Source organism: Rhodovulum viride (genome assembly GCF_003265965.1).
GTDB lineage: Bacteria > Pseudomonadota > Alphaproteobacteria > Rhodobacterales > Rhodobacteraceae > Rhodovulum > Rhodovulum kholense.
The window spans coordinates 40,936-62,399 of sequence record NZ_MUAV01000019.1 but is presented as its reverse complement, the minus strand read 5'-3'; the positions used below and the strand labels follow the sequence as shown (position 1 = coordinate 62,399).

Here is a 21,464-nt window from a genome sequence, read left to right as displayed (position 1 = left end):
AAGCATAGGGGGCGGGCGCGCATCCCCCAAGCGAGGTTTGCACCCGGTGTCGCGGAAATCGGCCGGATCAGCCGCCCGGCAGGTCCAGTACGATGTTGCGGCCGTGCTTGACATAGCGCAGCTGGGTTTCGCCGATGGCGGCGACCTGGCCGCCGTCGATGCTGTCGCCGACCTTGACCTTGACGAAGCGGCCGGACGGCAACCGCAGCAGGGCGCGGCGGTCGGCCGACGAGCCGAAGACGCCGATCAGGTTCAGATCGCGCAGGTTGATCGCGTCGGGCAGGGTGGCCTGCTTGGCGACCGAGGCGGTGGTGGGCACCGAGGGGGCGACGGCGGCGGCCGCCGCCGGGACGGCGGGCGCCGCGGCAACGGCGCGCTCTTCGAAATCCGACGGCCGCGAGGCCGGACGCAATGAGGCGACGAGCGCGTTTTCGGGCAGGTCTGCCGAGGCCTCGGCCTCGCCTTCGCCATCGGCAAGATCCTCCAGCGCGGCTGTGACCGCGGCGTCGGTATCGAGCGCGGGCGCATCCGCGACCGCTGCCAGATCGCCGGGTCGGGCGCGCGGATGCAGGCCGGGCGCCTCTGCCACTGCGGGCGGCTCTGTCCGGGCCAGAAGCGTGTCAGGACGGGCGCGGGGAAGCCGCCCGGCCAGCCGCGCGGCCACCGCCGGATCGGCGGGTATGACGGCGGGGATGACGGCAGGCGTCGCATCCGTGGCGCTTTCGGTCGCCGGGGCCGTTTCGTTGCTCGGGCGCGCTGGCGGGCGCGGCGTGGGCGCTCCGGCAGAGACGACGATCTCGGGCTCGGTCCCGGCGGTTTCGGCCCGGGCCGCATCGTTCGGTGCGACGTCGCGATCGGCTTGCGAGGCCTGATCCGAAGGCGACTCCTCGGGGCTGGCTGCGTCCGGGGCCTGGGTGTTGCGGCCAGTATCGGGGCCAGTATCGGGGCCAGTATCGGAGCCGGCATCGGGGGCTGCGTCGGCGGGACGGCCGGGTGGCGTGACCTCGGGGCGCGCGTCATAGACCGGCACCCCTTCGGTGGTAATCTCGGCGCCTGCGGCGGTATCGCCGGGCGCGGGCACCGCAACCGGTTCGGGCTCCGGTACCAGCCCGTCGGGCCGCGCTGGCGGCACCACGGCGGGCGACCCGGCATGAACGGTGACACCCTCGGGGGTCAGCGCGCCTTCGGGCGTCGCCTCGACGAGGCCGCGCGCGTCCAGCTCGAAGGTCTGGTCGGGTCCGGGCGGGTCGGCTTGCATCGGCAGCGCCTGATCGACCGCGCGCGCGATCTGCGGATCGGGCAGGTCTTCGGCTTCGGGCGGGCGCGGCGGCGGGTCGATTCCGGCGACGAAAAGATCCTCGATCCGGTCCTGCGGCGGGGCGCCCAAGGGATCGGGCGCGCGCTGCCAGATCCCGGTGCTGGCATAGGCTTCCAGCGCCTCGGCAGCCGTCAGCGGTGCGGGAACCAGAGCTTCGGGCGGTGGGGGGGCCTCGGTCGGGACGGCGGATGCGGGATCGGTGGCGCCCTCTTCAACCGCTCCGGACGTATCGAGGGCCGGGTCCGGCGCGCCGCCGTCGGTTTCGGTCTCGGGAAGCGCTTCCGGGACGGGATCGAGCCCGTCATCCGGCGAGAAGCTGTCATCTTCTTCAAGACCGATATCGGGGCCGGCGCCGTCCGGCGCCTGCGGACCCGCCGTGCCGCTGTCGGACGTTGTCGGAGCGGACCCGGAGGCTGGCGACAGATTGGCCGCGGGGGGCGGTGCATCCTCGCCGCGGGTCAGGACCAGGGCGCCAAGGACCAGTGCCGCCGCCACGGCCAGTCCGGCGCCGCCCAGCTTGAGGATCTGTCCCAGTTCCGGCCCGGAAGACGGGCGCTCGGCGGCGCGGAGGTCGAGCCCGCCGAGCGGCTGCGGCGTCGCCCCTGCGCCCTGGGCTGCAACGCGCCGCTGAGGTCCCGGGCGCGAGGCGGGCGCAGGGATCGCGGGGCGCTGTGCGGGGGCCGTGACAGTTGGGCCCGCTGCGGTGGCAGGCGCGACCGCCGGGGCCGCGATCTCGGGCGCCGGGCGCCGGTCCGGCGCGGAGAGGCGAACTTCGGCTTGAGCCGATGCGCCCGGAATAGGTGTCGGGCCGGGCGCGGCGGGGCGTTGGGCCGTTTTGGCCTCTGCCGGGGCGTCGGGTCCGATCGAGGCGGCCGCGCCGTCGGTCCGCGCGGGATCGGAGCCAAAGGCCGCCGGAACCGGCGCTGGGTCGATCGCCGGTTGAGGCGGCTTTGCTGGCTTTTCGGCTTCGTCGGGCGGGGGCGCCTTGCGGCGCGGCGCGGTTTCGGCCTTCGGAGCCTTTTGCGGCGCGCGTTCGGGTTCGGCGCGCTCGCCCCCGGTCAGCAACGAAGCGGCTGCGGCGGTCGGTCCGAAGAACGCCTCGCCCTCGAATTTCGCAGGCGGTGGCCGGGCGACGAAACAGACCGGGTCGAACTGATGCGCCCGGGCAAAGGCTTCGGCCTCGGCCAGGGTCTCGCGCGCGACCACCGCCAGCCTGGCGCCGCCCGCCGTCTCCTGCCAGTCGAAGATCAGGTCGCTCACCGCATAGGGGGTCAGCCCGTCCAGCCCGCGCAGCAGGCTCGCGCGCTTCTCGGCGCGGCTGTCGCCCTCCAGGGGAAGCGTCGTGTACAGCACCTGGCTGTCGGGCAGCACCAGCTTGACCAGCGGCCGCCCGTCGGCAAGGTTTCCGGCCGTGGCACGCAGCAGCCGCAGCGTCTCGGCCAGCCCCGGGTCGTGCAGGGACACGTCGCCAAGCGACCGCCAGCCGCCCTTGGCCCGGTGCTGAAGTCCGATCCCGTCCTCGGAGAGCGTCAGCGCGAAATCTGGTTTCATTGCGGCTCTCTACACCGGTTATGCCCCGGGTCCATAGCTCGATCCCGCGGACTATAGCAGGAAACCGCCGACCGGCAGAAGGGGGGACGGCAAAGCGTGACCGCCCGCGACTTGCCGCAGTCCGGTCCAGCGCCACCTAAGGACGACCGAAAGAACGAGGAGATTTTTCATGCGTCTTGCCCCCCTTGCCCTGCTGGTCGCGGTGCTGGCGGTCCCGGTGGCCGCCGCTGCCGCGCCCGAACTGCGCGTGACCGGCACCGGCACCGCCACCGCCGCACCCGACATGGCGACGATCCGGCTGGGCGTGAGCCATGAGGCTCGCACCGCGGTCGAGGCGATGGACCGGGTTTCGGCCGATCTGGCCGACGTGCTGTCCGAACTGCGCGCGGCCGGGCTTGAAGGTCGCGACATCCAGACCTCGGGGCTCAGCCTTTCGCCGGTCTGGACCGACTATTCCAGCGGGTCCGACCGCAAGATCACCGGCTACAGCGCCTCGAACGGCGTCACCGTGCGGGTGCGGGCGCTGGACGGGCTCGGGCCGCTGCTGGACACGGTGATCGGCGAAGGCGCCAACACGCTCGACAGCCTCAGCTTCGGGCTGCAGGACCCCGGCCCGGTCCAGGACGAAGCGCGCCGCGCCGCGGTGGCCGAGGCGATGCGCAAGGCGCGGCTCTTTGCCGAGGCCTCGGGGCAGGGGCTTGGTCCGCTGGTCTCGCTGACCGAAGAGGGGGCCGAGGCGCCGATGCCGATGAAGATGGCCGCCCGGGCGCTGGGCGAGTCGATGCCGATGGCCGAGGGCGAACTGGAGATCGGCGCCACCGTCACCATGGTCTTCGAGCTGAGCGGCGCCGACTAGGCCCAGCGAGAAAGGCCGCGCCCCGGCGGGGACGCGGCCGCTTCGTCAGATCTGCGCCAGCGCCTGGTCGAGATCGGCGATCAGGTCGTCGGCATCCTCGATCCCGATCGAGACGCGCACCACATCGGGATTGGCGCCTGCTGCGATCTGCTGCTCTTCGGTCAGCTGCGCGTGGGTGGTCGAGGCCGAATGGATCACCAGCGACCGGGTATCGCCCAGGTTCGCCACATGGCTGAACAGCTGCACCGCATCGACGAACCTGACGCAGGCGTCATAGCCGTCCTTCAGCGCAAACGTGAACAGCCCGCCGGTGCCCTTGGGGCAGATCCGTTTCGCACGCTCGGCATAGGGCGAGGAGGGCAGCCCGGCATAGGTGACGCGGGCCACCTTGGGATGGTTTTCCAGCCAGCCCGCGACCTTGACCGCATTGGCGCAGTGCTTCTGCATCCGCAGGCTCAGGGTCTCGATCCCCATCAGCGTGTAATGCGCGCCCTGCGGGTTCATCGTCATCCCGAGATCGCGCAGACCGATGGCGATCGAATGGAAGGTGAAGGCCGCGGGGCCGAAGGTTTCGTGGAATTTCAGGCCGTGATAGGCGGGCTCGGGCTGGGAGAGCGACGGGAACTTGTCGCTGGCCGACCAGTCGAATGTGCCGGAATCGACCACCACGCCGCCGGTCACGGTACCGTTTCCGGTCAGGTACTTGGTGGCCGAATGCACGACCAGCGTCGCGCCATGTTCGATCGGGCGGCACAGATAGGGCGTGGCCGAGGTGTTGTCGACGATCAGCGGCAGACCGGCCGCGTCGGCGACCTTGGCCACCGCGTCGAGATCGGTGACATAGCCGCCCGGGTTGGCGACCGACTCGCAGAACACCGCGCGGGTGTCGTCGTCGATGGCGGCCCTGACCGCGTCGAGATCGTCGAAATCGACGAACTTCGCCGACCAGCCGAACCGCTTGATGGTCTGGCTGAATTGGGTGACCGTCCCGCCGTAAAGCCGGGTCGAGGCGACCACGTTCCGCCCCGGCCCCATCAGCGGGAAGATCGCCATGATCTGCGCCGCATGGCCCGAGGAACAGCAGACCGCGCCGGCGCCGCCTTCCAGCGCCGCCACCCGTTCGGCCAGCACCTGCACCGTGGGGTTGGTCAGCCGCGAATAGATGAAGCCGACCTCTTTCAGCCCGAACAGCGCCGCCGCATGGGCGGCATCGCGAAAGACATAGGAGGTGGTCTGATAGATCGGCACCTGGCGCGCGCCGGTGGCCGGGTCGGGCCTGGCCCCGGCATGGATCTGCAACGTATCGAACCCGTACGGACGCTCTTGGCTCATCGGATCGGAACTCCCCTGTTCCCGGTTTTTCGAAGCATTAGGCCATCGCCTTGCACCGGGCAACACGAGCCGCCTGAAAAGAACACCCGTCCCGCGCGTACCCGCGCCCGGCGAACGCCCGCCTGACGGACCGTATTCCCGCGCACCCCTGTCCTTCTTCTTGGCTTAAATACCCCGACACCGTCCTTAAAACGCGCCCAGATGCCGAAGCAGTGCGCCCAACTCGTCGCTTTCGGCCGGACCGAGCGCGGCCTGTGGCGCAACCGGCGCGCCGACCTCGAACCCCTGCAAGGTCAGCCCCGCCTTGATCGCCGCGGCAAGATTGAAGCGCGCGAAAGCCTCGTTCACCGCCCAGAGCCGCCGTTGCAGCGCCATCGCCGCCTCCCAGTCCTTCGCGCGGCACAGCCGGTACAGTTCGGCGCTTTGCCGGGGCACGATGCAGGACGGTCCCGCCATCCAGCCAAGCCCGCCGATCATCATCGCCGCGACCGTGACATGCGACGAGGCCGCGAAGATCCCCAGCCGGTCCTCGACCCGGTTCAGCACCGACAGAAGCCGCCCGGTATTGGTCGAGGCATCCTTCAGATAGGCGATGCGGGGATGGTGGCTGAGCGTCTCGATGGCCGAAAGGCTGAGGTCGGAGCGCTGGAAATTCGGGTTGGTGTAGATCGTCACCGGCAGGTCGGTGGCCTCGGCCAACGCGGTGAAATAGGCGACGACCCCGGCATCGGATACCGGGAAATAGGCCTCCATCACGCCCAGGATGCCATCCGCGCCCAGCGCCGCCCAGTCCCGCGCCTGCGAGACCGCGTCGGCCGTGGCGGTCGAGGCGACGCCCGCGATCACCGGCACCCGTCCGGCCGCGGCCTCGACCACGGTTTCGACCACCGCGGCTTTCTGCGCACGCGTCAGATAGGCAAACTCGCCGGTCGACCCCAGGGGCAAAACCCGTGCACCCCAGCGTCGATCAGATGATCGCAAAGCCGCGCCAGCACCGGCCGGTTGACCTCGCCGGTCTCGGTCAACGGCGTCGGCAGATAGGGGATCACCCCGTGAAGGTCCTGTCTAATCGGGTCCTCGTCAGTCGGTCCAGAGCTTTTTTCTTTTCAGCTGGTTGCGGATCGCCTGTTCCTTTCGTGGCAGATCGGCGCGGTCGAAAAGCGCCCGCGCCTCGGCGCCCTTGCCGCGATACAGGAACCGCCGCATCGGCGGATGCGCCTTCAGCACCCGCTTGATCCGGTTGGGGGCCGCCGCCGCCTCCATCGCCGCGATCGCCCGGTCGCTTTCGCGCGCATAGAACAGCGGCAGCCGCCGCCAGTGGCAGGTGATGTCGCCGTCGAGTCCGTCAAGCTCCGGTCCGGGCCGCCCGCCGCCCTCGGCATGGATCGTCAGCGGCAGGGCGACCTGATCGAGCCAGGGATCGAGCGGCTGGCACACCAGTTCGGGCGGCGGGTCGTCGCGGATCGCGGTGGCGTAGTCCAGAAACCGCCGTCCGAAGCGGTGCGGGCAGGCGGCGAAGAACCAGCCCGCGTTGAAATAGAGATAGCGCCGCCAGTGATCGACCGGCGAACCGGGATCGAGCGAGCTGTCGAACTCGAGCCCGAAGCGCGCGTAAAGCGCCCGCCAGATCGCATCGGGGCCGGGGCCGTAAAGGGTGGGCACGGGCCAGGTGCCCTCGCGCCGCATCGAAGCCGAGGGCCGGGCAAAATCGATCTTCAGCGCCGAGAGCGCGCCCATGACCAGCGTGTCGCTGTCGAAGAACAGGAAGGGTTCACCCTGCGGAAGCGCCAGCAACGCCTCGATCTTGTTGCCGTAGGGATAGGCGGCCCCGAAGACCCGGGACTCGAAGGGCAGGATCTCGGCCCCGAGATCGGTCAGCAGGTCCCGGGCCGCCGGATCGGCGATTCCGGGATCGTCGGGCCAAAGCGGGCCGGGCTGCGGCTCGGCCACGAAAAGCCGCCCGGAGAAGTCGGGATCGGCGGCGCGCAGCGAGGCCGCGAACAGCACAGCCTCGTAGGTCAGGCGCCCGGCCTGGCCCACCACCACGATATTGACTGCGGGCGTCCTCGCCTCGGTCATGTCATCCCCGTCCTGGCGCCAGTATAGGGCGCGGCGGGGCGGGCCGAAACGCAAACGCGCCGCCCGTGACGGGGCGGCGCGCCGTTCCGGTGGGCTGTCGGGCCTCAGCGACCGGCGATCAGGCCCATCTGTTCGAGCTTGAGGATCACCTGCTGGGCGCAATTGTCGACGTCGATCCCGGTGGTGTCGACCCGGAGCTCGGGCGTCTCGGGCGCCTCATAGGGGTCCGAGATGCCGGTGAATTCCTTGATCTTGCCTTCGCGGGCCAGCTTGTAGAGCCCCTTGCGGTCGCGCGCCTCGCATTCTTCCAGGGGCGTGGCCACATGCACCTCGCAGAAGGCGCCATAGGCCTCGATCATCTCGCGCACGCCGCGCCGCGTCGCCGAATAGGGCGCGATCGGGGCGCAGATGGCGATGCCGCCGTTCTTGGTGATCTCGGAGGCGACATAGCCGATGCGGCGGATGTTGATGTCGCGATGCTCCTTCGAGAAGCCCAGTTCCGAGGACAGATGCTTGCGCACCACGTCGCCATCCAGAAGCGTCACCGGACGGCCGCCCATCTCCATCAGCTTGACCATGACCGCATTGGCGATGGTCGACTTGCCCGAGCCCGAAAGCCCGGTGAAGAAGACGGTAAAGCCCTGCTTCGACCGCGCGGGACGGGTCTTGCGCAGCTCGGCCACCACTTCGGGGAAGGAGAACCATTCCGGGATCTCCAGCCCTTCGGCCAGACGGCGGCGGAGTTCCGTGCCCGAGATGTTCAGGACGGTCACGCCCTCTTCGATCTCGTCGGCGGGCTCGTACTGGGCGCGTTCCTGCACATAGACCATGTGGCGGAAATCGACCATCTCGATGCCGATCTCGTCCTGGTACTGGCGGAACAGCTCCTGCGCGTCATAGGGGCCGTAGAAATCCTCGCCGGCCGAGTTCTTGCCGGGGCCGGCATGGTCGCGGCCGACGATGAAATGGGTGCAGCCGTGGTTCTTGCGGATCAGCCCGTGCCAGACCGCCTCGCGCGGACCGGCCATCCGCATCGCGAGGTTCAGCAGGCTCATCGTGGTGGTGGCCTGCGGGTACTTGTCCAGCACCGCCTCGTAGCAGCGGACGCGGGTGAAGTGATCGACATCGCCCGGTTTGGTCATGCCGACGACCGGATGGATCAGCAGGTTGGCCTGCGCTTCCTTGGCGGCGCGGAAGGTCAGTTCCTGGTGGGCGCGGTGCAGCGGGTTCCGGGTCTGGAACGCCACGATCCGGCGCCAGCCGAGCTTGCGGAAATAGGCGCGCAGCTCGTTCGGGGTGTCGCGGCGGGCGCGGAAATCGTAATGCACGGGCGGCTGAATGCCGGTCACCGGGCCGCCCAGATAGATCCGGCCCGCGGTGTGGTGCAGGTAATAGACCGCCGGATGCGCCAGATCGTCGGCGCCGAAGACCTTTTCGGCCTCGCGATGCTTGTCGGGCTCCCAGCGCGAGGTCACGGTCATGGTGGCGAGGATCACGCCTTCCTGGTCGCGCAGCGCGATGTCCTGCCCGATCTCGATCTTGTCGGCGAACTCGGTCGAGACGTCGAGCGTGACTGGCATCGGCCAGAGCGTGCCGTCCTCAAGCCGCATCCGCTCGACCACGCTGTCGTAATCGGCCTGATCGAGAAAGCCCTTCAGCGGGTTGAACCCGCCATTCATCAGAAGTTCCAGATCGCAGATCTGGCGCGGCGTCAGGTCCCAGCTGGGCAGGTCGCCGGCTTCGACCTTCAGTTTCTGGGCGCTTTCGTGGGAGACATAAAGTTCGGGGATCGGAGCGAGGTTTGAAATCGACATAACTGGACCTGGTGAATCATGCGGAATGCGCGGCAGGGCGGGCCGTGGGCCCGGGTCGGGTGCGGCTTATCCCGCAACCCGCGCGCGTTGCAAGCCATTGCCCCGGGAATCTCTCAAAAAGGTTAGGCGCGCCTGATTTTCGACAATATATGCGCGTTTCTTCGCAGATTGGCAGTGCCCGCGAAACAGGGTCGTGTCGGCTCCGCCCATCGTGGAACAGTCGTGCCGGGACGGTGCGGCGGTTCAGGGCTCGGTCGACAGTTCGGGCATCAGCTCGGGCCAGGGGCGGGCCTCTCCGGCGGGCGCGACCAGAGGCGGGGCCGGGTCGAACAGCACCAGATGGGTCAGCTCGGGTCGGCTGCGCGACGGGTACAGCATGCCCTGGGCGTTGCGGGCGCGCGCGGCGTCGGAAAAGGCCCAGGTGGGCGAGGGGCTGCCAAGGGCGCGGATATCCTGCCAGACGACCGAGGCCCGGGTTGGATCGGGCAGGGCGCGCAGATCGACCAGCCGCTCGGCCGAGACCGAAAGCGGCTGGATCATCCGCGCGGCGGCGCCGGGTCCAAGATAGCGGGCGATGGCCACGCCCGCGCCTTCGGGCGTGAGCGAGGCGTAAAGCACGGCCTGGCCCGAATGGTGGAACCGGCCCTCGGGGCTCTGGACCGGGGCGCAGGGCGCGGCGGCCCGCTCGGCGGGCAGGATCCGCCAGACGATACCCTTGAACGCGATCACGCCTCCTGCGGAACCTCCGCGCCATGGCCAAGCGGCAGGGTCATGTCCTTGCCCTCGTCGAGCCCGGCTTCGGCAAGGAAGCGTTCGGCCTCCAGCGCCGCCATGCAGCCCATGCCCGCCGAGGTCACGGCCTGGCGGTACTTGTGGTCGGTCAGGTCGCCCGCGGCGAAGACGCCCGGGATCGAGGTGGCGGTCGAGTCGGGCCGGGTCACCACATAGCCGCCCATATGGGTTTCAAGCTGGTCCTTCACCAGCTCGGAGGCCGGGGCGTGGCCGATGGCGATAAAGACGCCTTTGCAGGCGATCTCGCGGGTCTCGCCGGTTTCCACATGCTTGACCCGGATGCCCTCGACGCCCAGCGGCGTCTCGCTACCCAGCACCTCGTCGAGATTGTGGTCCCAGAGGACCTCGACCTTGGGATTGTTGAACAGCCGTTTCTGCAGAACCTTTTCGGCGCGCAGCGAGTCGCGACGGTGGATCAGCGTGACCTTCGAGGCGAAATTGGTCAGGAACAGCGCTTCCTCCACGGCGGCGTTGCCGCCGCCGATCACCGCGACCTCCTGGCCGCGATAGAAGAAGCCGTCGCAGGTGGCGCAGGCGGAAACGCCGAAGCCCTTGAATTTCTCTTCGGAGGGCAGGCCCAGCCATTTCGCCTGGGCGCCGGTCGCGAGGATCACCGCGTCGCAGGTATAGGTGGTGCCGCTGTCGGCAAAGGCGGTGAAGGGCCGCTTCGACAGATCGAGCCGCGAGATGTAGTCGGACACGATCTCGGCGCCCATGGCACGGGCATGGGCCTCCATCTTGACCATCAGGTCGGGGCCCTGGATCTCGGTCTCGCCGGGCCAGTTCTCGACCTCGGTGGTAATGGTCAGCTGGCCGCCGGGCTGGATGCCCTGGATCAGCACCGGGTCCAGCATCGCGCGCGAGGCATAGACGGCGGCGGTATAGCCCGCCGGGCCCGACCCGATGATCAGCACGCGGACATGTCTTTGCTTGGTCACTTGCAGATACCTTTCTGATGCCCGGACGTTTATAAATGGGGCCATGGGGGATGGCAAACGTGGCTTCGGGCCGGGCTTTGCACAAGTGGGGGAAGTATTTTCGATGGATCGAGTCATTCTGGCGGTCGCCCTGGCATTGGCCGCGGCACCTGCGGCACGGGCTCAGGACGCCGCGGGCGGGGATACCGCACAACAGACCGTTTCCGTGACGATGCCCGAGCATTGCGCGGTTCTGGACAGCTCCCGGATCATCTCGGTGGTGGTCTGCGACGGTCCGCGGGACGAGGCCACCTTTGCCGAGGCGGGCCGGGCGGCCTGCGGCGCGCGGCGGCCCTGCGGGGCCTGGATCTGGCCCTCGCGCGATGTGGCTCCGGCACAGGCACCGGCCAACCATGACGGGCTGACCCAGGCCGAGGTGGTGACGTCCTACGGCGTCTGGGTTGCCGAGCGCGAGCTTTTCGTCCGGATCGAGCGGGCCGAGTGACGGTCGCCTGCGGACCGGACCGAAGACAGGAAAGGCCCGCGCGGTGACGCGGGCCTTCCCATGTCGCGTTCAGGCCGTTCGGCCGCGCCCCGATTGCGGGACAGGCCGGCGGCTGGGTCAGGCCGCGGCGCCGCGGCGGCGGAGGAAGCCGAAGGCGCCGAGCCCGGCCAGCAGCATCGGCATCGCCGCTGGCAGCGGAACCACGCCGGTATTGCCGCCGGTATCGTCGATCACCTGACCGATCTTCGCCTCGATCGCCGCGCCATAGGCGGTGAAATTGGCGACCGGGATCACGAAGCCCGTCGTCGTCGCGTTCGGCAGGTTGTCGAGATCGGTCGCGATCACCCCGGCATCCGCATCACCGCTGGTGCCCAGCCCCGCGATCCGTGCCATGTAGCCTTGCGCGGAAGAACTGCTGACGCCGCTGCCGACCGCCTCGAAGCTGATCCCGTCGATACCCGAGGTATGCGCGGCCAGCGCGGCGGCTTCGGTAGCGGACTGCGAGTTCGGAGACCCGTCCGTGGTGATGTTGATCAGGCTGGTGGCGCCGAGCCCGCCGTCGTTGACGAAAAGATTGGTGATGTAGGTAATGGCCCCGGCGGTGTCGGTTCCGCCGTTGTCCTTGTAGGCGCTCAGCACCTGGGTCTGGATCGAGGCGATATTCGCCGCGGTCACGATCGTCGGCGGGACGGCCGTGTAGGACCCGTAGCCGTAAGAGGTCACCGCCACGCGGTACTGGTTTTCGCCGCTGGTCGGGATTTGCGACAGAGCGGCCGACAGGGCCGATGCCGCGCTGCTGAAGTCCGATGAACTCACGCTGCCCGACCCGTCCAGCACGAAGCCGAGGTCGATGACGGCAGCGCTGGAGGCCCCTGCGCCAAACAGAATGCAGACTGCCGTGGTTGCCCCCTTGAGGGCACTTTTCGTATTCATAATGATGTTCCTTCCTACAATAATGGAAGGGGCAGCAAAGATAACAATTTTCCCGAAACGGGATGTACCCCCCTAGCATACCCCTACGGCAAGCCTCGCCGAATGTTCTCGTTGCGGCAAGCGATTCGAGCCTATTCGGCCGGTTTTCGGTATTGCCGCCCGGTCCGGCTGGCGCTACGGGTGCCGATGCGCTCCCGTTGGCCCTGCCGGTCTGCAGATCGCGATCTGCGTTGCGGGCCGGGCCCGGGAAATTTATATATCTTGCGCGGCCGGGAAATATTATTGCGCGGAGGGGCGCGCAAGCATATGATCCGCGAAAAAAGAACCGAAGGAGCAGCCATGCCCGGCAGCCGACTTGACGCCATCGACCGCAAGATTCTTGCCGAACTGCAGGCGGACGGGCGGATGACCAATGTCGAACTGGCCCGACGCGTCGGGATTTCGGCTCCGCCCTGCCTGCGCCGGGTGCGCACCCTGGAAGAGGCCGGGTTCATCCGTGGCTATCACGCCGATATCAACACCCGCGAACTGGGCTTCGAGGTTCAGGTCTTCGCCATGGTCGGTCTGCAAAGCCAGGCCGAGGCCGATCTGTCCCGGTTCGAGGCGCGCTGTCGCGCCTGGCCGCTGGTCCGCGAATGTCATATGCTGAACGGCGAGGTCGATTTCATCCTGAAATGCGTGGCGCCCGACCTCTCGACCTTCCAGAGCTTCCTGACTGAGGAACTGACCGCCGCCGAGAACGTGGCCAGCGTCAAGACCTCGCTGGTGATCCGCTGCGCCAAGGATGAACCGGGCGTGCCCTTCGACGTGCTCGAGGCACGGCTGAGCAAAAGCGCCTGACCAAGGGTGCCCGGGTCGGGTCGTCGGTCGGCCCGTTCCGGTGACGGCAGGGATCAGGCGGCGTTCAGCCCGTCCAGTTCGAAGGCGGTCAGGCGCGCGACCGACATCGCGCCGAATCCGGAAAATCCGCTGACATGGGGAAAGAGCGACAGAAACCGCATCCGGTTGGCATTGTCGATCAGGATGCTGGCGTTCTCGCCGGGGTGATAGCTTTCCACCTCGACGCCATTGGCCAGCAGCACCTGCTGGCCGCTCAGCGCCAGATGGAAGACGCGGGTCGGCCGCACGACGCGCAGCGCGATCAGCGCCATGCCGTCGACGAAGCCGGTGGCCGGGGCGAAGGCGGCATCCGTTCCCGTCAGGGCGCGGCAGCCCGGATGGCGGACCAGCATCCGCGCCCGGGGCCCCAGCACGAGATCGGGCATCGGCCGCCCCAGCCCCAGGCTGTCGGCGGTGATCCGGGTCAGAACCGGGATCTCGCCGCGCCGGTCGGTCGGCGGAGTCAGAACGGTCGATCCGATCCAAAGCAGCGGCTGCCGCCCGGCTCCGGCGGTCTCGACGGTCATGCCGGGCGCCAGATCCTCGACCGCGACCGGGCCTTGCGGGGTGGCGATCAGGGTGCCGTGCGCAAAGGCGCAGAACGCCTCGTCGACATGCGGGTCGGCGGGCATGGCGCGGGCAAAATCCTGGGGTGTGCCGTCCGGGGTCATCCCGCGGACTTCGTAGCGGCGCATCGCCGGTTGCGGCGCGGCGGCAAAAGACGCGGCCAGGGCCTGCGGCGGGACAAAGCTGGAGCTGCCACCGTAGTGGGTTCCCATGCGATCGTTCCTTTCGGTCCGGTCACATCTGCCATGGCCCCCACCAAGACGCAGATAGACGATGTCAGTTTGCCAGAGCGCCGGAGGGGCGTCAAAGCCCTCGCGCAATTGCCCTTGGAGCAGGAGACAGCGACCGCCAAGGGCGCGCACTGTTGCCAGAAGCGGTCAGAATTCGATCCGGCTGCCGACCACCAGGCCGATCGACGGGTCGTTATGGACCCCGACGATTCCCCCCAGCCGCAGCCAGGTGCCCTTTCCGATCCGGCGCGAGACGGCGGGCGACAGCTTGACCGTCCGCGGTTCGGTGGCGGTGTCCTCGCCCCACAGCTCCAGCGTCAGCTGGGTCCGTGGGTTGGGCATGACGCCCAGCGTGATGTCGAGCTTGTAATCGACCAGCGCGCTTTGCGGGCGGGTATCGGTGCGGGCGTCCAGATTGATCCAGCCGCTGCCGTCGGGGGTGGTGAAACCGGTGCCCCAGCTCAGGCCCGTCCGGATCACCGGCTCGGTCAGCCCGCCCGGCGCGCCCGTCGCCCCGGCCCCGAATTCGGTCGCAAGCCGCCCCGGCAGCCAGCCGATCCCGGACCCGAACCGCAGGAACAGGATCGCCTTCCAGTCGTCGGCGTCATCGCCCTGGCCCGCGTCGAGCCCCAGCGTCAGCTTGGGCGTCAGCCCGTATTCGCCGTAAAGCGAGCCGTAGCCCCACTGGCTGCCATAGGTCCGGTCGCGATCCGCCTCGTAGGAAAAGGACAGAAGGCCTGCACCCTTTTCCTTCAGCCAAGCCCCGGCCGAGACCGGTTGCGCAAGGGCAAGAGCCGCCAGGGCCGCCGGAGCGATCCGGGCGCCGTGCGACGGACGGGACGCAGGGGGACCGCCGGGGTGCATCGCGGGCTCCTTTCGCCGAGAGCTTCGGTCAAACATGGTTAACCTAGGGTTAAGCACAAGCCTGACGCGAGCCTAGCACGGGGCGGCCGACCCCGCGCCCGGCCTGATGCCAGGGCATGCGGCGCGTCCCCCGTTGTGGCCGGGGCGGCACAGAAAGGCCCTTTCGGGCGGATCGAGCCCGCGCGGATTGGGGCTGTGCATCCTCGCGCGCTGCGGTATTCTGCGGCGCGGCATGGCAGACGGGGGGAGCACATGGCTGGCACGATCATCACCATCGCCCAGCAGAAGGGCGGGTCGGGCAAGACCACGCTTGCGGCCAATCTCGCCGTGGCCTTCCGGCGCCGGGGCATGGCCGTCGCGCTGATCGACACCGATCCTCAGGGCAGCCTCGGCCGCTGGTTCATGGCCCGGCTGGAAGGGCGCGAGGCGCCCGACATGGAATTCTCGACCGCGTCGGCCTGGGGCGTCGGCTACGAGACCGCCAAGCTGGCCCGCGCCCATGACGTGGTGCTGATCGATACGCCGCCCAAGGCCGACAGCGATCTGCGCCCGGCACTCCGTGCCGCCGATCTGGTGCTGGTGCCGGTCGCGGCCTCGCATGTCGATCTTTGGGCGACCGAGGGCGTGCTGGATCTGGCCCGGCGCGAGGACAAGCCCGCGATCGTGGTTCTGAACCGGCTGAAAGCCAATACCCGGCTTGCTGCCGAGGTGGCCGAGACGGCGGGCGGCATGGATGCGGCGCTGGCGGCTGTGCGGCTGGCCAATCGCGTGACCTATGCCGAAACGCTGGGCCGCGGCCTAGGCGTGCAGGAGGCGGGTCGCAAGGGCCCCGCCTCGGACGAGATCGACGCGCTGGCCGAAGAGGTTCTGGCCGCGCTGGCCGACTGAATCCTACCAGCCCTCGGTGCCGGGGCCGCCCTTGACGATGCCCAAAAGGTTGGGCGTGACCCAGCCGCCATAGAACCCGCCCGGCTGCGGTGTCGCGGCGACGCCGCCGACGCGGCAGGCCTCGACCTTCCCGGCATAGAAGGCGACATGGTCCCTCAGCGCCGCGAAGGCGGGGGTCGGGTCCGGATAGCTCCAGCCCGCGCCCGGCGCGGTGCGCCCGCCCGCGGTCAGGTCGAAATAGGCCGCCCGGCCCTTCCATTCGCAGAAGCTTCGCCCCGCGCCCGGCCGCAGCACCCCGGGCGCCACGTCCTCGGGCGGAAAGTAATAGGTCGGGGCGTGGTGGGTTTCGAGCACGCGCAGACCGCGCCGGGTCCGCGCGACAAGCGCGCCGCCGAACACGACCTCAAGCGTCTCGCCAACGGGTTCGAGCGCGGGCGGACGGGGATAGGCGCGGACATCTTCGGGCAGCAGGACCATGGTCGGCAAATAGCCCGGCGCGCCGGGGCCGCAAGCCGTCTGGCCCGGCCCGGGGCCGGCGCGCGAATTGACGGCGCCGCCCGGGCGCGGCAGGCTCGGGGCATGACCAGAGCCTTTCTCGTTCTCGGGGCGGCGATGCGGGCGCCCGGCCAGCCGGGTCCGGCGCTGATCCGCCGGGCCGAGCATGCGGCGGCCCTGTGGCGCGCGGCCCCCGAGGCGTTGATCCTGGCCTCGGGCGCGGGCGGCGAGGCCGAGGCGATCGTGGCGATCTGCCGGGCTGCGGGCGTGCCGCCCGACCGGCTGATCTGCGAGAGCCGGGCGCGGAGCACCGCCGAGAACCTGGCTTTCTGCCGCCCGATCCTCGCGGCGCGGGGCATCGCGCGGGTGACGCTGGTCACCGATGGCTATCACGCGCCCCGGGCGCTGTTTCTGGCGCGGCGGGCCGGGATCGAGGCCGATGCCGACAGCCCCGCGCGCCCGGCGGGGCCACCCGGCCGTCACGCCATGCGATTGCTGCGCGAGGCAGCGGCGGTCGCCAAGGCGCTGGCGCTCAGCGCGACACGCCGACCGTGACGCGGTCGCCGCGCCCGTTCTGACCCCAGATCCGGACCACCACGGTGGCGCCTCCGGCCATCAGGTCGCGCGCGGCGGCCGGGTCGATGCTGCCGCGCATCACCATCTGTTCCATGGCACCGCGGTTCTCGGCGCTGGCGAAGAAGCGGTCGCCCCGGTCGCCGGGGTCGCGCCGCCCGAAGCGGTGGAAATTGGCGCGGTCCTGACGCAGCACCTGCCAGGGCGCGGTCAGCCGCGCCCCCTTGGAATTGTAGAGATCCTTAGGGCCGATAGTGGCCACGTATTCTTCCAGAAGATCATCAGCCTTGGCCGCGCCCGATGACAGGCACAGCGCCAGAGCCGCCGCAGCGGCGGGAAGGACGGGTGTCATGGCAACATCCCCCTTTTGCCTCATTCGTTGATGCACGCTTCCGGCCTCAGGCTTGGCTCCAAGGCGTTAGCGAAAGGTTGACCGCCCGGTGACGCCGCCGCGTCAGTCGAAGCTGGCGGCGACCTCGTACATCACCGGCTCGAAGCTCTTGCACAGGTCGGCAAAGCGCCGGGTGCGCACCCGCATCTCGTCGCTGCGCAGCATCGCCTGGAAATCCTCGCGCCGCCGCCATTGCGAATAGTTTGCGATCCGGGTCTGGGCGTCGTTCACATGCAGCGCCGCGCCGATGAAGCCGGGTTGCTTCGAGATGAACTCGGCCAGCGCCGTCTGCAACTCGTCCAGCAGGTCCTGGCAGGTGCCGGGCGTCACCTCGAAGGTGGTGATGATGGTCTGCAGGTCTGCCTGGGGGGTGATCTGGGGCATGGTGGTCTCCGATCTGTCCTGGGTCGGGTTGGTGCTCAGCGCACGACGTGAACGGCGCAAGGGGCGTGGCGCACCACGCGGGCGGCGGTCGAGCCGAGGAAATAGTCCTTCAGTTCGGGCCGGTGCGAATGCATGACGATGCAGTCGACGCCATGGCGTTCGGCATAGTCGACGATGGTCATCCCGGCATGGCCGGTCACCACCCGGATCTCGACATCGCCGACACCCGCCAGCGCGCCGGTCAGTTCCGCCCTGATCGTCGCGCGGGTCTCTGCTTCCTGCCCTTCGGGAAGATATTGCGCCATGTAGGGCGGGATCGCCTCGGCCACGGTCAAGACCGTGATCGTCCCGTCCGCGGCACGCAGCCGCCGCGCGATCTCCAGCACATCGGCCAGATCGGGCGCATGGTCCACCGCCACGGGAACAAGAATATTGGCATACATCGCTTCGGCACCTCCCCGCCTGACGCCGAGCATCGCAGCGCTTCGGCCCGCGATCCTTGACGCAAATCATGTGCTTGCAGCCTAGAGATGTCGGAAGGCGGTGGGAACCGGTTTCGCGCGACCCCGCCCCCCAGTCTGTGCCGTCAGTCTTTGGCGGGTACGGCCAGCTGGCCCTGCACATGCTGCACGATGGCGTCGAGAATGGCGATGCGATGCGCCCCGGGCGGACGGATCGCGTAATAGCCGACGCCGATTCCCGGCAGGAAAGGAATGCCGACCAGGGCGACTCCGGCCGCGCGGATCGAGATTTCGTCGACGATCGCGATCCCCATCCCGTCAGCCGCGAAATGGCAGCAGTTCAGCATCGAGCTTTCGACGAGGCTGGCGGGCGCGGCGGTGGCCTGCGCCAGCGCGGTGTCGAGCGCGAGCCGGACCGGCGAGTTCCGTCCCGGGATCAGCAGCCTCTCGCCTGCGAGATCGTCGGGGGTACAGACCGCGCGTCCGGCCAGCGGATGGCCGGGCGGCACTGCGGCGACCGCCGTCATCTGGCGCAGGCGCTGGGCGCGGGCATCCATGCGCTGGCGGCGATAGACGAAGCCGATGTCGTATTGCGCATTCTCGACCATGTCCCAGATGTGGCGGCTGTTTTCGACATCGATCACCAGCGGCACGTCGCGGCGGTCGCCGATCACCTCTCGGATGGCGCGTTGCAGATAGGGGCGCACCAGGGAGGTGACGGTGCCGATCCGGATCACGACGTTCTTGTGATCGCGGATGTCCTCGGCGGCCTGGGCGATCTGGTCGAGCCCGAGATAAAGCCGTTCGACCTCGCGATAAAGCAGCGTCGCCTCGGGCGTCGGATCGAGCCGGGCGCCGCGCCGCTGAAACAGCGACAGCCCGATGGTGTCCTCGAGGTCGCGGATCAGACGACTCACCGCGGGCTGGGTGACGTGCATGGCAGCAGCGGCCGAGGTGATGCCGCCGGTCATCATCACGCTTCGAAACGCCTCGATCTGCCGGTGGCGCAACCGCATGATCTTATTCCTGTATAACATTCAGGCATGATGCAGACACTAAATACAATTTCATGCCGATTCCCGAAATGGCTAATTTTTGATCGGCCCTGCGCGGAAGACACGGGTCGCCCTTGTGAGCCGCGCCCCTGTGATACGGAGGACTATCCGGATGAAACACGTTGCCTCGGCGGCCATCCTCGCGGCCTTCGCCGCCCTTGCGCCCAGCCTCGTGTCGGCGCAGGCGCTGACCATCGGTCTGGCGGCCTCGACCACCTCGATGGACCCGCAATTCTATGTCGTCGGCCCGAACAGCGCGATGGCGCGCAACATCTTCGACGGGCTGGTCAACCAGGACGACAAGCAGCAGATCCAGCCGGCGCTGGCCGTCTCCTGGAGCGTGATCGACGACACCACCTGGGAATTCAAACTGCGCGAGGGCGTCAAGTTCCACGACGGCAGCGATTTCACCGCCGAGGATGTGGTGGCCAGCCTCAACCGGGTTCCGCTGGCCTCGAAGAACAGCCCCAGTTCCTTCATGCCCTATGTCAAGGCGATCACCTCGGTCGAGGCGGTGGATCCGCTGACCGTGCGGATCACCACGGCCGAGCCGACGCCGCTTTTGCCGAACGATCTCAGCCGGATCGCGATCCTGCCCGCCGAGGATGCCGAGGTCACGACCGAAGAGATGAACGCGGGCAAGGGTGTGATCGGCACCGGGCCGTTCAGGTTCGTGTCCTGGGTGCCGGACAGCGAGGTCAAGGTCGCCCGCAACGACGCGTACTGGGCCGGTCCCGCCGCCTGGGAAGACGTGACCTTCAAGATCTTCAAGAACAACAGCGCCCGGGTCGCGGCGATGCTGTCGGGCGATGTCGACATGATCGAGAGCATCCCGACCGCCGATACCCGCCGCCTGAAATCTTCCGACGATCTCAAGGTGGTCTCGGTCGCGGGCAACCGGGTGATGTATCTGCACATGGATCAGGGCCGCGAGGTGTCGCCCTTCGCCACCGGGCCTGACGGCAAGAACCCGCTGCGCGACGCACGGGTCCGCCGGGCGCTGTCGCTGTCGCTGAACCGCGAGGCCATCGTCGACCGGATCATGGACGGCCAGGGCGTGCCCGCGGGCCAGCTCGTGCCCGAAGGCTATTTCGGCTACGACCCGTCGATCAAGGTCGATCCCTACGATCCGGCGAAGGCCAAGGAACTGCTGGCCGAGGCGGGCTATCCGGACGGGTTCAAGCTGACCTTCCACGCCTCGAACGACCGCTATCCCAATGACAGTCGCGTGGCCCAGGCCATCGGCCAGTTCTTCAGCCGGATCGGCATCGACACCTCGGTCGAGACCCTGCCCGCCAGCGTCTATTTCTCGCGCGCCTCGAACCTCGAATTCAGCTTCATCATGGGTGGGGCCGCGGTCGAGACCGGCGAGGCCTCGGGCGTGCTGGGGCCGCTTCTGGAAACCTATGGCGACAGCGCCGGGCGCGGCAACCGCGGGCGCTATTCCAACCCCGAGTTCGACGCGACCCTGCAGCAGGCGCGCCAGACCCTCGACGATGCGACCCGCCGCGAGCTGCTGCAAAAGGCCACCCGCATCGCGATGACCGACCTTGGCGTGATCCCGGTCTTTTACCTCGCCAATACCTGGGCGCTCGAGGACGGGATCGACTATCCGGGCCGGTCCGACGGCTACACGCTGGCCTATGAGGTCCGCCCGGAATGAGCGCGGATGCGGGCCCGGCCTTTCGCGGCGTCTTTCCCTATCTGGTCTCCCCGCTCGACGCGTCGGGCGGGGTCCGGGAGGACGTTCTGGCCGCGCTTGTCGAGCGGCTGATCGCGGCGGGGGTTCACGGGCTCGCGCCGCTCGGCAGCACCGGCGAATTCGCCTATCTCTCGAACGATCAGCGGCTTGCCGTCGCGACGGCCACGATCCGCGCGGCGAAGGGACGGGTGCCGGTGGTGCCGGGCGTCGCCTCCACCTCGACGGCAGATGCGGTGGCGCAGACGCGCGCCATGGTCGCCGCCGGGGCCGACGGCATCCTCGCGATCCTCGAGGCCTATTTCCCGGTCGGCGAGGCGGGCGTCGAGGCCTATTTCACCGCCATCGCCGAGGCCGCCGAGGGCCTGCCGGTGGTGCTTTACACCAATCCGAACTTCCAGCGCTCGGACCTGACGCTGCCGGTGATCGACCGGCTGAGCCGGGTGCCGAACATCCGCTACATCAAGGATGCCTCGTCCAATACCGGGCGGCTTCTGTCGATCCTGAACCGCTGCGGCGACCGGATCGAGGTCTTCGCCGCTTCGGCCCATATCCCGGCCTGCGTGATGCTGATCGGCGGCGTCGGCTGGATGGCGGGTCCGGCCTGCATCGTCCCCGAGCAGAGCATCGCGCTGTACGACGCGGCCCGCGCGGGCGACTGGGCGCGGGCGATGGAGGTGCAGCGTTCGCTCTGGCGCATCAACGAGCTTTTCGCCCGCCATTCGCTGGCGGCCTGCATCAAGGCCGCGCTCGAGTTGCAGGGCTTCGACGTGGGCGACCCGGTCGCCCCGCAGGTCCCGCTCGACGCGGCGGCCCGCGACGAACTTGCCGAGGCGCTTGGCGCCATCGGCGCCCTGTGACCGGCCCCGCCGGGTTCACCT

The 21,464-nt window shown here is 68.9% G+C and carries 22 protein-coding genes; 7 read left to right on the top strand and 15 right to left on the bottom strand.

The window, feature by feature from the left end; all coding sequences use genetic code 11:
- Positions 1-67: 67 nt before the first annotated feature.
- A complete protein-coding gene (locus tag BYZ73_RS22810) occupies positions 68-2,869 on the bottom strand; it encodes a hypothetical protein (RefSeq protein WP_181498074.1) in 2,802 nt (933 codons plus the stop codon).
- A 169-nt stretch (positions 2,870-3,038) separates the two neighbouring features.
- Between BYZ73_RS22810 and BYZ73_RS15330 the strand changes: the two genes are divergently transcribed.
- The gene (locus tag BYZ73_RS15330) at positions 3,039-3,725 is read left to right on the top strand and encodes an SIMPL domain-containing protein (RefSeq protein WP_112316613.1); all 687 of its coding nucleotides are present in this window, start codon (positions 3,039-3,041) and stop codon (positions 3,723-3,725) included.
- Positions 3,726-3,770: 45 nt separating this feature from the next.
- Here BYZ73_RS15330 and BYZ73_RS15325 read toward each other — a convergent pair whose 3' ends face one another.
- The 6 genes from BYZ73_RS15325 to trxB all read right to left on the bottom strand — a co-directional run bounded on the left by BYZ73_RS15325 (position 3,771) and on the right by trxB (position 10,680).
- Positions 3,771-5,057: an O-acetylhomoserine aminocarboxypropyltransferase/cysteine synthase family protein gene (locus BYZ73_RS15325; protein ID WP_112316612.1), complete on the bottom strand. Its 1,287-nt coding sequence runs from the start codon at positions 5,055-5,057 to the stop codon at positions 3,771-3,773.
- 186 nt (positions 5,058-5,243) lie between these two features.
- Positions 5,244-6,002 (bottom strand): dihydrodipicolinate synthase family protein, encoded by a 759-nt coding sequence (locus BYZ73_RS15320; RefSeq protein ID WP_245943177.1) that lies wholly within the window; start codon positions 6,000-6,002, stop codon positions 5,244-5,246.
- Between the two features lie 135 nt (positions 6,003-6,137).
- Positions 6,138-7,136, bottom strand: coding sequence for a hypothetical protein (locus BYZ73_RS15315; RefSeq protein ID WP_112316611.1), 999 nt, complete (start codon positions 7,134-7,136; stop codon positions 6,138-6,140).
- 104 nt (positions 7,137-7,240) lie between these two features.
- Entirely contained in the window at positions 7,241-8,950 is a 1,710-nt protein-coding gene (locus BYZ73_RS15310; RefSeq protein WP_108028498.1) for a bifunctional sulfate adenylyltransferase/adenylylsulfate kinase, read from the bottom strand.
- A 243-nt stretch (positions 8,951-9,193) separates the two neighbouring features.
- Positions 9,194-9,679, bottom strand: a complete 486-nt coding sequence (locus tag BYZ73_RS15305; protein WP_108028497.1) for an RES family NAD+ phosphorylase — start codon at positions 9,677-9,679, stop codon at positions 9,194-9,196.
- Positions 9,676-10,680, bottom strand: coding sequence for a thioredoxin-disulfide reductase (trxB, locus tag BYZ73_RS15300; RefSeq protein ID WP_245943176.1), 1,005 nt, complete (start codon positions 10,678-10,680; stop codon positions 9,676-9,678). Before trxB ends, BYZ73_RS15305 begins: the two co-directional genes overlap by 4 nt.
- Positions 10,681-10,783: 103 nt before the next feature.
- Between trxB and BYZ73_RS15295 the strand changes: the two genes are divergently transcribed.
- Complete coding sequence (locus tag BYZ73_RS15295; protein WP_146746313.1) at positions 10,784-11,164, top strand: hypothetical protein; 381 nt, start codon at positions 10,784-10,786, stop codon at positions 11,162-11,164.
- 117 nt (positions 11,165-11,281) lie between these two features.
- Here BYZ73_RS15295 and BYZ73_RS15290 read toward each other — a convergent pair whose 3' ends face one another.
- Positions 11,282-12,097 (bottom strand): VPLPA-CTERM sorting domain-containing protein, encoded by an 816-nt coding sequence (locus BYZ73_RS15290; RefSeq protein WP_108028494.1) that lies wholly within the window; start codon positions 12,095-12,097, stop codon positions 11,282-11,284.
- Between the two features lie 339 nt (positions 12,098-12,436).
- Between BYZ73_RS15290 and BYZ73_RS15285 the strand changes: the two genes are divergently transcribed.
- Positions 12,437-12,937 (top strand): Lrp/AsnC family transcriptional regulator, encoded by a 501-nt coding sequence (locus BYZ73_RS15285; RefSeq protein ID WP_108028493.1) that lies wholly within the window; start codon positions 12,437-12,439, stop codon positions 12,935-12,937.
- A 53-nt stretch (positions 12,938-12,990) separates the two neighbouring features.
- On the opposite strand, the gene BYZ73_RS15280 is transcribed toward BYZ73_RS15285, so the two are convergent.
- Positions 12,991-13,755: a Hint domain-containing protein gene (locus BYZ73_RS15280; protein ID WP_112316608.1), complete on the bottom strand. Its 765-nt coding sequence runs from the start codon at positions 13,753-13,755 to the stop codon at positions 12,991-12,993.
- Positions 13,756-13,920: 165 nt separating this feature from the next.
- A complete protein-coding gene (locus BYZ73_RS15275; RefSeq protein ID WP_108028491.1) occupies positions 13,921-14,637 on the bottom strand; it encodes a hypothetical protein in 717 nt (238 codons plus the stop codon).
- A gap of 252 nt (positions 14,638-14,889) precedes the next feature.
- On the opposite strand from BYZ73_RS15275, the gene parA reads away from it, so the two are divergent.
- Positions 14,890-15,525: a ParA family partition ATPase gene (parA, locus tag BYZ73_RS15270; RefSeq protein WP_108028490.1), complete on the top strand. Its 636-nt coding sequence runs from the start codon at positions 14,890-14,892 to the stop codon at positions 15,523-15,525.
- 3 nt (positions 15,526-15,528) lie between these two features.
- On the opposite strand, the gene BYZ73_RS15265 is transcribed toward parA, so the two are convergent.
- Positions 15,529-16,002 (bottom strand): DUF427 domain-containing protein, encoded by a 474-nt coding sequence (locus BYZ73_RS15265; protein WP_108028524.1) that lies wholly within the window; start codon positions 16,000-16,002, stop codon positions 15,529-15,531.
- Between the two features lie 102 nt (positions 16,003-16,104).
- Between BYZ73_RS15265 and BYZ73_RS15260 the strand changes: the two genes are divergently transcribed.
- A complete protein-coding gene (locus BYZ73_RS15260; protein WP_112316607.1) occupies positions 16,105-16,575 on the top strand; it encodes a YdcF family protein in 471 nt (156 codons plus the stop codon).
- On the opposite strand, the gene BYZ73_RS15255 is transcribed toward BYZ73_RS15260, so the two are convergent.
- The 4 genes from BYZ73_RS15255 to BYZ73_RS15240 form a co-directional block, all read right to left on the bottom strand.
- Entirely contained in the window at positions 16,553-16,945 is a 393-nt protein-coding gene (locus BYZ73_RS15255; RefSeq protein WP_112316606.1) for a hypothetical protein, read from the bottom strand. The genes BYZ73_RS15260 and BYZ73_RS15255 overlap by 23 nt on opposite strands.
- Positions 16,946-17,047: 102 nt before the next feature.
- A complete protein-coding gene (locus BYZ73_RS15250; RefSeq protein ID WP_108028487.1) occupies positions 17,048-17,368 on the bottom strand; it encodes an antibiotic biosynthesis monooxygenase family protein in 321 nt (106 codons plus the stop codon).
- Between the two features lie 35 nt (positions 17,369-17,403).
- Entirely contained in the window at positions 17,404-17,811 is a 408-nt protein-coding gene (locus tag BYZ73_RS15245) for a universal stress protein (RefSeq protein WP_108028523.1), read from the bottom strand.
- Positions 17,812-17,954: 143 nt separating this feature from the next.
- Positions 17,955-18,866, bottom strand: a complete 912-nt coding sequence (locus BYZ73_RS15240; protein WP_245943175.1) for a LysR family transcriptional regulator — start codon at positions 18,864-18,866, stop codon at positions 17,955-17,957.
- Between the two features lie 130 nt (positions 18,867-18,996).
- Between BYZ73_RS15240 and BYZ73_RS15235 the strand changes: the two genes are divergently transcribed.
- Complete coding sequence (locus BYZ73_RS15235) at positions 18,997-20,547, top strand: ABC transporter substrate-binding protein (protein ID WP_112316604.1); 1,551 nt, start codon at positions 18,997-18,999, stop codon at positions 20,545-20,547.
- Entirely contained in the window at positions 20,544-21,443 is a 900-nt protein-coding gene (locus BYZ73_RS15230) for a dihydrodipicolinate synthase family protein (protein ID WP_112316603.1), read from the top strand. Before BYZ73_RS15235 ends, BYZ73_RS15230 begins: the two co-directional genes overlap by 4 nt.
- The last annotated feature ends 21 nt before the right edge of the window (positions 21,444-21,464 follow it).